At 75.9% G+C, this 13,513-nt stretch carries 7 protein-coding genes; 5 read left to right on the top strand and 2 right to left on the bottom strand.

Translation table 11 applies throughout. The features are described 5' to 3' along the window. Positions 1–79: 79 nt before the first annotated feature. Positions 80–721: a GNAT family N-acetyltransferase gene (locus GA0074704_RS19595; RefSeq protein ID WP_088971843.1), complete on the top strand. Its 642-nt coding sequence runs from the start codon at positions 80–82 to the stop codon at positions 719–721. A 9-nt stretch (positions 722–730) separates the two neighbouring features. Here the strand turns inward: GA0074704_RS19595 and GA0074704_RS19600 are convergent, their stop codons facing one another. Next, positions 731–1,363: a DedA family protein gene (locus GA0074704_RS19600; protein ID WP_088971844.1), complete on the bottom strand. Its 633-nt coding sequence runs from the start codon at positions 1,361–1,363 to the stop codon at positions 731–733. 180 nt (positions 1,364–1,543) lie between these two features. Here GA0074704_RS19600 and GA0074704_RS19605 point away from each other — a divergent pair, with 180 nt between their 5' ends. Together GA0074704_RS19605 and GA0074704_RS19610 are read left to right on the top strand one after the other, a co-directional pair. Beyond that, complete coding sequence (locus GA0074704_RS19605) at positions 1,544–5,695, top strand: SpoIIE family protein phosphatase (protein WP_088971845.1); 4,152 nt, start codon at positions 1,544–1,546, stop codon at positions 5,693–5,695. Positions 5,696–5,763: 68 nt separating this feature from the next. Then, the gene (locus GA0074704_RS19610; protein WP_088971846.1) at positions 5,764–6,483 is read left to right on the top strand and encodes an HD domain-containing protein; all 720 of its coding nucleotides are present in this window, start codon (positions 5,764–5,766) and stop codon (positions 6,481–6,483) included. A gap of 61 nt (positions 6,484–6,544) precedes the next feature. Here the strand turns inward: GA0074704_RS19610 and GA0074704_RS19615 are convergent, their stop codons facing one another. Next, entirely contained in the window at positions 6,545–9,487 is a 2,943-nt protein-coding gene (locus GA0074704_RS19615) for a M36 family metallopeptidase (RefSeq protein ID WP_088971847.1), read from the bottom strand. A gap of 180 nt (positions 9,488–9,667) precedes the next feature. Between GA0074704_RS19615 and GA0074704_RS19620 the strand changes: the two genes are divergently transcribed. Beyond that, positions 9,668–12,619 (top strand): AAA domain-containing protein, encoded by a 2,952-nt coding sequence (locus tag GA0074704_RS19620; RefSeq protein ID WP_088971848.1) that lies wholly within the window; start codon positions 9,668–9,670, stop codon positions 12,617–12,619. Continuing rightward, positions 12,607–13,470 (top strand): alpha/beta fold hydrolase, encoded by an 864-nt coding sequence (locus GA0074704_RS19625; protein ID WP_088971849.1) that lies wholly within the window; start codon positions 12,607–12,609, stop codon positions 13,468–13,470. The genes GA0074704_RS19620 and GA0074704_RS19625 overlap by 13 nt, the downstream gene beginning before the upstream one ends. Positions 13,471–13,513: the final 43 nt, after the last annotated feature.

A 13,513-nucleotide genomic window follows, 5' to 3' on the forward strand; every position in this document is an offset into this window, starting at 1 on the left:
CGGGCACGAACCAGACCGGGGTCGGACGCGGGGAGCCGTCGCGCCGTAACGTGCACAACCGCGACGGAAGGAGACGACCATGGGTGACGAGCTGACCGACATCCTGGACGCGGCGGCGGACGGGCACTTTCCCCCACCGGACGGCGGGGTCAGCGTGGTCCCGCAGCCGAGCCGCCGCGACGCCGGAGTGGTCGCCTTCACCGCCCACGCCGTGGTCTTCACCGACGAGGACCCGCGGTGGGTCCACCACACCCTGGCCGGTCTCGCCTGCGATCCGCTGGCGGCCGCGATGAATCCGGTCTTCCTGGGCGCCCTGCTCGAGCGCACCCGGCGGTCGATGGACACGATCGATCTCCTGACCGTCGCCGCCCCGCTCGCCGGTCCGCCGCCGCTGGAGTTGACCGAGCTGACCGACGCTGATCATCCGCGGGTGGCCCGAGCACGTCGGCGGCGTTCCGACGTCCGGGTCTGGGCGGCCGACGGTGGAGTCGTCGTTCTCGGCCGAGGCGTCGCGGACCGTTGGGAGACCGCGATCGAGGTCGACGAGGCATGCCGACACCGGGGGCTGGGACGGGCACTGGCGACGGCCGCTCGGCACCTGGTGCCCGACGGTCAGCCGGTCTGGGCCCAGCAGGCCGCCGGCAACGCGCGCAGCGTACGCGCCTTCCAGGCGGCCGGGTTCCGCCCGGTGGGAGCCGAGGCGCTCCTGCTCGAGAGGTAGGCGGCACGGTCAGCGCCGCCCGCCGGCACCCCGCTCGCGGCGGGCGACCCACCGGGCCCTGCCGACCCGGAGCAGCACCACCACGACCACCAGCGCCAGCAACGCCTCGCCGCCGAGGCCGAGCCGCCCCTCCACCAGCCGGTAAGACGCCCCCGCCAGGTAGCCGAGCACGCTCACCGCCACCGCCCAGAGCGCGCCGCCGGCGAGGTTGGCCAGGGTGAACGCCCGCCGGGGGATGCCACTGAGCCCGGCCAGGCCCGGGACCAGCGCCCGCAGCGCCGCCGCCCACCGCCCCACCACCACCGCCAGCGCGCCCCGGCGCCGGACCAGGTCGAGTGCGCGGGCCAGCTCGTCGGAGCGGACGAACCGGCGTGGGGTCCGGTCCAGCAGGCGGCGACCGTAGCGGCGGCCCACCAGATAGCCGACCTGGTCGCCAAGGACCGCCCCGGCCAGCGCGGCGAGCACCACCGCCACCAGCGGCAGCCGCCCCTCGTGGGCGTACACCCCGCCGAGCAGCACGGCGATCTCGCCGGGCACCAGCAGCCCGAGGAAGGTCGACGCCTCCAGCGCCGGCAGCAGGAAGACCAGCAGGAGGACCAGCGCGGGCGGCAGCCCGAGCAGCAACTCCCACACGCGGTCCATCCGTCGATTCTGCGCCCCACCGCCCGCCCGCGACGCGCCGTCGGGCCCGTCCCGACGCCGGGCGCGTGAGGTCACACCCGGGTGGGCGTTCGAACTGGTCGGGCAGTGGGGACAATGGGTGCCGCGGGTGCCGGCACGGAGGCGTACCCCCGGGTGACGAGGACGGAAGGGTGGCCGCCAGTGACCGGTGGGACGGGCGACGACGCGACGGGGCGGGCCGCCCTCGCACGGCTCTTCCCCGGCGACGACCCGACCAGCGCGGCGCACCGGGCGGTCGACTGGTCCGCCACGCCGTTGGGGCCGGTCGACACCTGGCCGGCCGAGCTGCGGGCGGCGATCCGCACGGTGCTTCCGTCGACCATCCCCATGCTGGTCTGGTGGGGTCCGCAGCTGGTGCAGCTCTTCAACCACGCCTACACCCCGATACTCGGCGACAAGTACCCGGCCGGCATCGGGCAGCCCGCCGCGGAGTGCTGGCCGGACGTGTGGGACGCGATGGGCCCGCTGGCCGACGGGGTGCTGGCCGGGGCGGGGTCGGCGCACGGCGAGAGCACCATGCTCTACATGTACCGGCGCGGGTACTGGGAGGAGACGTACTGGACGTTCTCCTACAGCCCGATCGACGACGACTCGGGGGCGGTGGCCGGGATCTTCGTGGCCACCTCCGACGTGACCGGCCGGGTGGTCGGTGACCGGCGGCTGGCGTTGCTCCGCGAGCTGGGTGACCTCTCCATCGCCGAGGCCGACACGGCCGGCGACGCCGCCCGGGCCGCGGCCCGGGTGCTGGCCGGCGACGGCGCGGACCTGCTGTTCGGCCAGATCTACCTGTACGACCACCTGTTCGCCGCCACCGGCGAGGAGGAGCAGAGCGGGTCGCCCGGCGAGCTGACCCTGGTCGCCTCGTTCGGCGACGCCGTGCCCGACGGGCTGGCCGAGGCGCACCGGCGGCCCGAGGTGCTCGAGGCGCTGCGCACCGGCCTGCCGACCCGGATCACCGGCCTGGGTGAGCTGCTGCCGGAGAACCGACGGCCCGAGCAGCTGACCGGCCCGCCGACGGTGGTCGACGCGGTGGTGCTGCCGCTGCTGGCCACCGGGCGCAGCCGCACGGTGGGGGTGCTGGTGCTGGGGGTGAGCCCCTACCTGCCGCTGGACGAGCCGTACCGGCACTTCGTCGCGCTGGTCGGCAGCCGGGTCTCCACGGCGCTGACCGACGTGCTGGCGTACGAGGCGCAGCGGCGGCGGGCGGTGGCCCTGGCCGAGCTGGACCGGGCCAAGACCGAGTTCTTCACCGACGTCAGCCACGAGCTGCGCACCCCGCTGACCCTGATCAGCGGCCCGGTGCAGGAGAGCCTGGCCGACGAGCGGGACCCGCTGCCGGCGGTGCAGCGGGAGCGGCTGGAGCTGGTCCGCCGCAACGTGGGACGGCTGCGCCGGCTGGTCAACGACATGCTGGACTTCGCCCGGATCGAGGGCGGCCGGCTGGACCCGGAGCGCACCCCGACCGACCTGGCGGCGCTCACCACCGGCGTCGCCGAGTCGTTCGACCACGCCGTACGCCAGGCCGGGCTGACCTACCGGGTGGACGTCGCCCCGCTGCCCCGCACCGGCCACGTCGACCGGGACATGTGGGAGAAGGTGCTCACCAACCTGCTCTCCAACGCCTTGAAATACACGCTGCACGGCGGGATCGAGGTGCGGCTGCGCGGTGACGCCGAGCAGGTCACCTTGACGGTCAGCGACACCGGGATCGGCATTCCCGCCGACCAGCAGCCCCTGCTGTTCCACCGCTTCCACCGGGTACTCGGGGCGGTCGGCCGCTCCGGCGAGGGCACCGGCATCGGGTTGGCCCTGGTCCAGCAGCTGGTCCGGCTGCACGGCGGGACGGTGGCGGTGCGCTCGGTGGAGGGCGAGGGGTCCACGTTCACCGTCCGGCTGCCGTACGGCGAACCGAGCGGCGAGCCGGCGCTGGTGGCGGACGTGCCGCGGCGGCCGGACCTGGCGGCGTACCCGGAGCTGGCTGCCGGCACCCCGACGCCGGGTGGCGGGTTCGGCGCGGCCCCGGTCGCTCATCCCCGGGACACGCCCACGGTGCTGGTGGTGGAGGACAACGCGGACCTGCGGTCGTTCCTGACCGGCCTGCTGGCTCCGCACTACCGGGTGCGGACGGCGGTCGACGGGCGCGACGGCCTGGCCTCGGTGCTCGCCGACCCGCCGGACCTCGTGCTGACCGACATGATGATGCCCCGGCTGGACGGGACGGGGCTGCTGCGGGAGCTGCGCGGGGACCGGCGCACCGCGGGCCTGCCGGTGCTCGTGCTCTCGGCGCGGGCGGGTGAGGAGGCGGCGGTCGAGGGGTTGCGCGCCGGCGCGGACGACTACCTGGCCAAGCCCTTCTCCTCGGAGGAGCTGCTGGCCCGGGTGCGGGCGCACCTGGAGCTGTCCCGGCTGCGCAGCCACGAGGCGACCTGGCGGGCGGCGCTGATCGACTCGTTGCAGGACGCGTTCGCGGTGGTGGAGCGGGACGGCACCCTGGTGGAGGCGAACGACGCGTTCTTCCGGCTGATCGGGTCGGAGCGGATCGAGCTGCCGGCGCCGACCCTGCGGTGGTGGCCGGACGCCGAGTCGGAGCCGGCGGAGCACCACCGGATCGTGGCCGCCTTCGCCGACGCGCTGCGGGTGGGCAGCGGCCGAGTGACGCTGCCGATGCGGCACACCGACGGGCACCGGATCTGGGTGGAGGCGGTCTACAACTCGGTCCGCGAGCCGCGCACCGACCGCCGGCTCTACGTGGCCACCCTGCGGGACGTCACCACCGAGGTCGGTGCGGCGGCCCGCAGCGAGGCGCTGGCCACGCTGGCCTCCCGGCTCGCCGGGGCGTCGGACATCGCCGAGGTGCTGGACGCGGGGCTCGGTGAGCTGTGCGAGGTGGTCCGCGGCGCGCGCGGGGTGGCGCTCGCGCTGGACGGCGCCGGGGCGCCGGTGGTGGTGGAGGCCGGGATCAACCTCTCAGCCCGGGTCCGTGACGTGCTCGCCGGGCTGCGGCCGGACGGCGAGCCGCACCTCGAGCGGGACGCCGGGGGCCGGTTGACCGGCGTGGGCGCGCGGATCGAGCCGGGCGCCGAGGGCGGGGTGTGGCTGGAGGTGGACCCGCCGCGCCCGGTGACCGCGGTGGACCTGCCGCTGCTGCGGCAGCTCTGTGCCGCGCTGGCGCAGGCGCTGGTGCGGGCCCGGGCGTACGAGACGCAGCGGGCGGTGGCGCTGGCCATGCAGCGGGCGATGCTGGGGCCGGTGCAGCTGCCGACCGGGTTCGCGGTCCGCTACGAGCCGGCGGTGCGCCCGCTGGAGGTGGGCGGGGACTGGTACGACGTGGTGCCGCTGCCGGGTGACCTGGTCGGTGTGGTGGTCGGCGACTGCGTCGGCCGGGGCCTGCCCGCGGCGACGGTGATGGGTCAGCTGCGCAACGCCTGCCGGGCCCTGTTGTTGCAGGCCAAGAGCCCGGCGGAAGTGCTCGGGGCGCTGGACGACTTCGCCCGGATGGTGCCGGGCGGCGGCAACACCACGGTGTTCTGCGCGATCGTCGACCGGTCGGTGGGGGTGCTGCGCTACTCGTGCGCCGGACATCCGCCGGGCGTGTTGATGCATCCGGACGGCAGCCACGAGCTGCTGGACCGGGCGGGCTCGGTGCCGCTGGCCAGCGTGGCGGTGAGCGGCCGGCCGGAGGCCGGCGCGCAGCTGCGGGCCGGGTCGACGCTGCTGCTCTACACCGACGGGCTGGTGGAGCGGCGGCGGGAGCTGATCGACGCGGGCATCTCCCGGGCGGTGGACACCCTGACCGTCGGGCGCGGCCTGCCGGAGGGGCAGCTGGTCGACCGGCTCTGCCGGGACCTGCTGCCGGAGGTACGCGACGACGACGTGGCGGTGCTGGTCTACCGGCACCGGGAGCCGGTGGCGTTCCTTGCCACGCTGGCCGCCGAGCCGGCGCAGCTGCACCCCACCCGGGAGGCGCTGCGCGACTGGCTGGCCGAGCTGGGGGTGGGTGAGTCGGACGCGGAGGCGGTGCTGATCGCGGTGGGTGAGGCGTGCGCCAACGCGATCGAGCACGGCTACCGGTTCGCCCCGGGCGGCACCACGACGGTGCGGGGGCGGCTGCGCGCCGACCGGCTGGAGATCGAGGTGACCGACACCGGCGGGTGGCGGGAGACGGCGGCGAGCGGGTTCGACCGGGGCCGCGGGCGGCTGATCATGGCCCGGCTGATGGACGAGGCCCGGGTCGAGGGCTCGGCGACGGGCACCACGGTCCGGCTGGTGAAGCGGGTCTCCGGCGGTTCCTGAGCCGGGGTGGTGTCGTGCCGGTGACGGCGGGGTCCCGGTCGGTAGTGAAGATCCGCTATAAGTGATCCATGACGTTCCCCGCGTACCTCGCGACCATGCCGATGCACGCGATCACCGAGATCCACGGGGAGCCGGGGTTGCTGGAACGGTTCCGGATGGAGATCGACGCGTTCGGGCCGGCCGCCCGGGAGCGGCTCACCGAGGCCCTCGACCTCGCCGCCGAGCTGCACCGCGACGACCGGCGGGTGCGCGAGCCGTACCTGAACCACCTGCTGCGGGTGGCGATCCGGATGATGCACCACTACCAGGTGCGCGACGTGGACGTGATCGTCGCCGGGCTGCTGCACGACGCGGTGGAGGACCACCCGGCCGAGCTGGCCGGCCCGGGCGCCGACGGCGACCTGCCCGGGGCCGCGCTGGCCACGCTCGCGGCCCGGTTCGGCCCGCGGGTGGCGGGCCTGGTCGCCGCGGTCACCAATCCCGCGTACGACCCGGACCGGGACCGGCACGAGCAGTACCGGGAGCACGTGGCGGCCAGTCTGGACGCCGACCCCTGGGCGCGGGTCATCAAGGTCTCCGACTTCACCGACAACGGGGTCGGGGTGATCCACACCCTGGGCCCGAAGGTGACCCGGTTGGCGGCGAAGTACCGGCCGCTGGTGCCGGTCTTCCGGGAGCTGATCGGGCGGCCGGACACCCCGCTGTCGGCGCCGGTGAAGCGGCACATCTTCGGTCAGTTGGACCTGGCCGAGGAGCGGTTCGCCGCGATCCTCGACCAGCCCGGCTGAGCGGAGGCCCCCACCGCCCGGTGCGGGTGGGCGGGCCGTCGGCCCACCCACCCGCCGGGTGTCACTGGGCGAACGCCTGGAACTCGGCGATCCGTACGTTGTTCGCCTGCTGGCTGGCCGTGGCGCAGTCGGTCGACGCCCGCGGGTCGGCGTCCTGCTCACCGGCGTAGTCGGGCGCGCCGGTGCACTGGTTGGTCAGCACCTCGACCCGCAGGTGCGTCGCCTTGGTACGCGGGATGTCGAACGACCGGATGATCAGCTCCGGCGCCCGGGGCCGCGGCTTCACCGACGGGAAGGCGTCCGCCGGGCTGGTCCAGACCGGCCGGAAGTCCGCGGCGTCGGCGCAGGTGACGTCCCCCTTCGCCTCGCACCCCCAGACCCGGAACTGGCGCAGCGCCGAGAACCGGCTCTGGGTGCCGGTGTCGGCGTCCCCGGCGACCGGCGGCCGCAGCATCGCCGAAACCTGCACCCGACGTACCTGCTGCGTGCCGCCGGCCAGATCGACGGTGACCTGCCGGCCGGCGACCGGCCCGCCCAGCGACGCCCAGTTGGTCGCCTCGTCGTCGTCGGTCAGCTTCGCCAGGTTGATCCCGTCGCCCGTGGCGACGGCACCGTTCGAGGTCGAGGCGAGGTTGGCCCACATCCGCACCGGCAGGTCGCGGACCTGGCCGGCCCGGACGGTGACCGGGCCGACCCGGACGTGCCCGTGGCCGGGGGCCCGGACCACGAACTCGTACGTGCCGGGGACCAGGCGCACCTGGTCGGGCAGCGCGGTCGCCGGGTCGGTGTCGGCCACCGGCACGGCCCGGGCCTGGTAGCGACCGACGAACAGCTGCGCGCCGGGGACCGGCGCGTCGTCGTCGACCGGCTTGAGGGTCAGCGTCGCCTCGTCGGCGTACGGGGAGGCGAAGCTGGGGGTCGGGTTCGGGTCGGCGTTGCCGGTGCTGGCTGCCGCCTCACCCAGTCCGCGCTTGGCGAAGGCGTTCCAGAGCAGGTCCTGGTCGGCCCCGCCGAAGCGGATCCGGTCGGCGGCGAGCATCGCGTCCCGCGCGTCGACCATGCTGACCTGGCTGACTCCCATCAGCAGGAAGGAGTCGAAGACCAGCTGGATCCAGCGCCGGTTGCCGGCACAGGCGTCGACCGGGGTCTGCCCGTTGGCGCAGGACTTCTGCAGCGCGGCGTCGCCGGCGCCGTACCGGGCCATCATGGCGGCGCGGATGTCGGTGTTGGTGGCGCTCCACACCTCGCCGGAGGCGTGCACCTGGAGGCCGACGAAGTCGTAGTCGACGCTGCTGTAGTTGAGCGGGCTGTCGCTCATGTTGTAGTTGCGGATGCCGGCCTTCGGGTCGCCGGTGGTGTACTCGCCGATGGTGAAGCCGCGCTCGCCGGCCGGGGCGTACCCGTGCTCGTAGAGGTACTCCATGGCCAGCTGGTCCGACCAGCTCTCGCTCATCCCCTGCGGGGAGCTGACCCCGGCGTTCGGGCCGGCGATCATGCGGTTGGTGACGGCGTGGCCGTACTCGTGGGCGATCACCGACATGTCGAAGTCACCGTCGACGCAGGGCGCGTAGAAGGAACCGGCGATCGGCTGCCACAGGTACATGTTGGTGATCGGCGCGACGCCGTCCGGCGGGGTGATCTGGTTGGCGTTGTCCCGGGCGGCGAAGGTGGGCGGGCCGCCGCTGACCCCGCCGGCCTGCGCGTTGCCCTGCTCCCGGTCGGCGCCGAGGCCGGGCCGGCCGAAGTTGTCCTGCTGGAGGTTCCAGGCGGCCTCGGTGAAGCCGAGGTGGTACGTCCAGTCGTGCATCCGGTTGTGCATGGCGAACAGGTTGGCCCGGGCCGCGTCGATGTCGTTGGCCTGCGGCGAGGTGAAGGTGTCCGGGTGGCACTTCTGCTCGTACCACTGGTTGGTCCACGGGTAGGTGTAGTTCCGGTCGGCGCGCGGGGTGGCCGTCTCGGTGCCCACGCTGAACGGGTCGTTGCTGAACCAGTTCTGCACCGCGACGGCGTTGTTGCCGCTGGTGGTGTGGGTGGACTGCCCGGTGGCCGGGTCGACGTCCCAGGCCAGCGGGGAGGCGGCGGTACCGACCACCTCGGCGCAGCCGGCGCCGGCCTGGAAGCACCAGCGGGCCCGGGTGTCGGCCGAGGAGTGGTCGGTGCGCGGCGAGTTGGGGAAGGCGTCCCACTGGGGATTGTCCGCCTCGTGGTCGACCAGGTCCTGGCGGACCAGGACGGAGCCGTCGCGGGCGTCCACGTAGGTGGAGTAGGCGGCCGGTTCCGCACCGGTCAGGTCCGCGCCGAGCACCACCTCGTACGCGGCGCGGGCCCCCCGGTCCACGGTGGGCACGGCGACCAGCGCGGTACGCAGCACCGTCGCGCCGGTCAGGCCGGAGTCGGCGATCGCCCGCTGCCGGGCCTGCCCGGCGGTGAGGGTGGCCGGCTGGGGAGCCGCGGCGTCCCGGGCGAGGGAGGAGCTGACGTGCCAGACCGCGCCGTCGCGGACGCCGACGGCGATGATGCCGTCCACCGCGGCGGGCAGGTCACCGAAGCGCTGGCGCAGCACCACGGTGGCGCCCTGCCCCATCGGCGCCACGGTCAGCGTCTCCAGCGCATCCGCACCGGCCTCGGTCAGCCCGAGCAGGTCACGGTTGGCCGCCACGTACGCCCGGGCGGTCTCCTCGGGGGCGGTCGGCAGCCCGGTGGCCAGCGGCCGGCCGGTCGAGGCCAGCGTGGCCGGGGTGCCGAAGTCGGTCCAGCGGGCCCGCGCGCCGGCCTGCGCGGCGCGGTCGCGTTGCCCGCTGGTGGGGTCGACCCGGCCGGGGCGGTTGTCCCGGCTGCCGGTGCCGGTCCGGTCGCCGGGCAAGTGGCCGGGCCCGGCCTGGGTCGCGGTCGGGTTGTCCTGGTCGGGTGGAGCCGCCTGGCCGGTGCTGCCGGCGGTCAGGACCAGCCCGGCCGCCAGCAGCAGCGCGGTGGTCCCCGCGAACGCACGGGATGGGGTGCGCACGGTCCCTCCTGTCGTCGAACGGCGATGTCCGTCCCCGCCATCCGACCAGCCGTTCCGCCCGTCACGGCATGGGCCGAACATCCACTAATTTCCCCGCGTCAATGAAATGGCTCCACATCGGAGACCGCGCCCGGCACCGTGCGCCGCCGCGACCGCCGCCGGTGCGGCAGAATCGGCCGCGTGCGGCCGGCGACCATCCTCGCGGCGCTCGCCGACCTGGCCCCGGCCGGCGCCGAGCGGATCCTCGACGTGTCCGGCACCGGGCGCCCGCTGATCTGGCTGCCCGACCCCGACCGGGCGCCCCGCGACGCCCGCACCGACCGGCTGGCCGCCCTGGACGCCCTGCACCGCGACGAGCGGATCCTGCGCCGCGGCCTGGCCTTCGTCGTCGGGACCGTGCCGACCGACGCGGGCACCCGGCGGGTGCGCGCTCCGCTGCTGGCCCAGCCGGTGCGGCTGGAACGCACGCTGCGCGGCTACCGGGTGTCGCCGGCCGGCGACCTGGAGCTGAGCCCGCTGGTCTCCGACCGGGACCTGGCGGCCCGGCTGGAGGCCGCGCCGGGCCTGGCGGAGCCGGGCTGGCTGGGCGCGCCCGGCACGGCCGCCTGGCTGCGGACCGCGGCGCAGGCCGCCGGGCTGGCCGTGGCCGAGGTGGCGGCCCGGGCGCCGGGCCGGGTCGACGACACGACGCTGACCGGGCTCGCGGTGGCCGGCCTGTTCGTCAGCCGCGACGTGGTGGCCGGTGGGCTGCGCGACACCCTGCTGAGCTGGGCGGGCCGCCCCGGGCTCGGCGACACCGCGCTGGCCCGGGTGTACGCCGACTCCCCCACCCCGCCCGCGCCGGCCGGCCCCGCCGACGCCGGTCCCACCGAACCCCGGGCGCGGGCCGACGGCGACGCGCTGCTGTCGCCGCTGCCGTTGAACGCCGCCCAGCGGGACGTGGTGCGCCGGACGAGGTCCGAGCCGGTGGTGGTGGTCTCCGGGCCACCCGGCACCGGCAAGAGCCACACCCTGGTCGCCGCCGCGCTGGACGTGGTGGACCGGGGCGGGTCGGTGCTGGTGGCGACCCGCTCGGTGCATGCCGCGGACGTCCTCGGTGAGCTGCTGCGCCGCCGGCCCGGGCCGGCGCCGGTGCTCTTCGGCGACGCCGAGCGCCGGGAGACCATCGCCGTCGAGCTGGCCGGTGGGGCGCCCGCGGGCGCGGACGACGCGCAACTTCGCGCCGCCGACGCGGAGGTGGCCGAGGCCCGGCGTCGGGTCGAGGCGATCCGGGCCGGCATCGACGCCGTCCTGGACACCGAACGGCTCGCCGCGGAGCTGCCCGACTGGCAACCGCTGCTGCCCGCCCTGGCGGCCGACGCGCCCGCGCTGTTCACCCCGGACGCCGACCTGCCGGCGGCCCGGGCCGCCCTGGACACCGCCACGGCCGAGGCGGACGGCTGGTGGCAGCGGCTGCGGCGGGGCCACGCCCGGCGGCGGCTGGGCCGGCTGACCGGTGCCGCGGCGGACGTACCCGTGGACCGGTTGCGGGCGGCGGTGCGCGCGGCGACCGCCAGCCGGGCCGCGGGCCGGCTCGCCGCCGGCGGCGGCACCGACCTGGGGTCCGCCTGGCGGGCGCTGGTGGACGCGGACGCCGCGCTGGCCACCGCGGTCGGCACGGCGATGCGGCACCGGGCGGCCAGCGCCCGCCGGTGGGACGGCCCCGGCCGGCGCAGCGCGGCGGCGCTCGGGGCGGCGCTGCGCGCCGGACGCAACCGCCGCCGGGAGCTGCTGGCCGACCTGGACGCCCCGGCGCTGGTGCGGGCGCTGCCGCTGTGGGTCGGCACGGTGACCGACGTGGAGGACCTGCTGCCGCCGGTGCCCGGCATGTTCGACCTGGTGGTGCTGGACGAGGCCGCGCACGTCGACCAGCTGCGGGCGGCGCCCGTGCTGGCCCGGGCCCGCCGGGCGCTGGTCGCCGGGGACCCCCGGCAGCTGCGGTTCGTCTCGTTCGTCGCCGACGTGGACGTCACCGCCACGCTGCACCGGCACGGCCTGGCGGCGCTGGCCGACAGGTTGGACGTCCGCCGCTCCAGCGCCTTCGACGTGGCGGCCGGCGCCGCGCCGGTCACCTGGCTCGGCGAGCACTACCGGTCCGCGCCGCACCTGATCGGCTTCTCCGCCCGACGGTTCTACGCCGGCCGGTTGGAACTGGTCACCCGCCATCCCGGCAACGAGCGGGCCGACGCGATCGACGTGCTTCGGGTAGCCGACGCCCAGGTGGTCGACGGGGTCAACCGGGCCGAGGTGGACGCCGTGGTGGACCTGGTCCGGAAGCTGGCCGACGACCCGCCGGCGGGCGGGATCGCCGTGCTCAGCCCGTTCCGGGCGCAGGCGGACGCCCTGGAGGCGGCGCTGCTGGCCGCCTTCGAGGCGCCGGAGATCGAACGGCTGGGCCTGCGCTGCGGCACCGTGCACGGGTTCCAGGGCAGCGAGGCGGACCTCGTGGTCGCCTCCCTCGGCCTGGTCGACGCCGACCCGGCGGCCCGGCACCGGTTCGTCGCCGAGCCGAACCTGTTCAACGTGCTGGTCACCCGCGCCCGCCAGCGGCTGACGATGGTCACCTCGCTGGCCGCGCCCGCCGGGCTGCTCGCCGACTACCTCCGGTACGCCGAGGACGGTCCCGCGGCCGTGGACGCCTCGGCCGGCCCGCCGGGTGCCCCGGTACGCCCGGCGGCGCAGCAGTGGGCGGCGGCGCTCGCGGTCGAGCTGCGCCGGCTGGGGGCGACGGTACGGGCCGACTATCCGGTCGGGCGGTGGCGGGTGGACCTCTGTGTCGGCGACGGCGCGGACGCGGTCGGGGTGATCTGCGCGGTGCACCCGGATGGGGTCGCCGCGCACCTGGAGCGGCAGCGGACCCTGCTGCGCGCCGGCTGGCGGCTGGTGGACGGCTTCGCCGGCCGGTGGGCGGGCGACCCGGTACGGGCGGCGTTGGAGGTGGCCTCCCGGATAGGTTCGGCCCCGACCAGCCGTACACCCGCGACCAGGTCGCCGAGGCGTTCGGCGGATTCGCCCTGCGACTCGTCGGCAGCCCGCTCCCCCGGCGGCTGCCCGGCACCCCCTCACGAAAGGTCTGACCTATGGAACAGGTGAAGGTCGAGGTCCCGGACGGCACGCTGCACGCGCTGCGGTTCGGCACCGGCCCGAAGATCGCCGTCGCCGCACACGGCATCACCGCCTCCGCGATGTCCTTCCGCACCGTCGGGCGGCACCTGCCCGAGGACTGGAGCCTCATCTCGCTGGACCTGCGGGGCCGGGGCGGCAGCAACACGCTGCCCGGCCCGTACGGCATGTCCCGGCACGGCGAGGACATCAGCGCCGCCGCCGTCCAGTTCGGCCAGGGCCGGCCGGTCGCGCTGGTCGGCCAGTCCATGGGGGCGTACGCGGCCCTGCGCGCCGCCGTCGGCACACCCGAGCTGTTCAGCCGGCTGGTGCTCGTCGACGGCGGCCTGCCGCTGCCGGCGCCCGCCGACCTGGACGTGGACGCGGTCCTCGCCGCGACCCTCGGGCCGGCCATCGACCGGCTCGGCCGGACCTACCCCTCCGAGGACGCGTACGTCGACGTCTTCCGGACGCACCCGGCGCTGGCCGCCGAGTGGAACGACGACCTGATCGCCTACGCCCGCTACGACGCCGCCGGGGAACCGGACGCGGTGCGGTCCCGGGTCAACGGCGACGCGGTCCGCGAGGACGGGCGGGACCTGCTGATCGGCAACGACTCGTTCGGGGCCGACCTGGTGGCGCTGACGGTGCCGACCGTGCTGTTGCACGCGCCCCGGGGGATGTTCGGCCAGGCGCCCGGCATGCTGCCCGAGCCGGTGGTCGCGCACTGGCGTGAGCGGGCCCCGCACCTGGTCACCGAGCTGGTCGACGCCAACCACTACACCATCCTGATGACCGACGGGCCGGCGGCGACGATCGTGCGCCACCTCACCGCCGGCTGACCGGCACCCGTCGGCCGTCGTCTCCGCGCGGCGGCCGGTCCAC

It is taken from the genome of Micromonospora siamensis, from assembly GCF_900090305.1.
GTDB lineage: Bacteria > Actinomycetota > Actinomycetes > Mycobacteriales > Micromonosporaceae > Micromonospora > Micromonospora siamensis.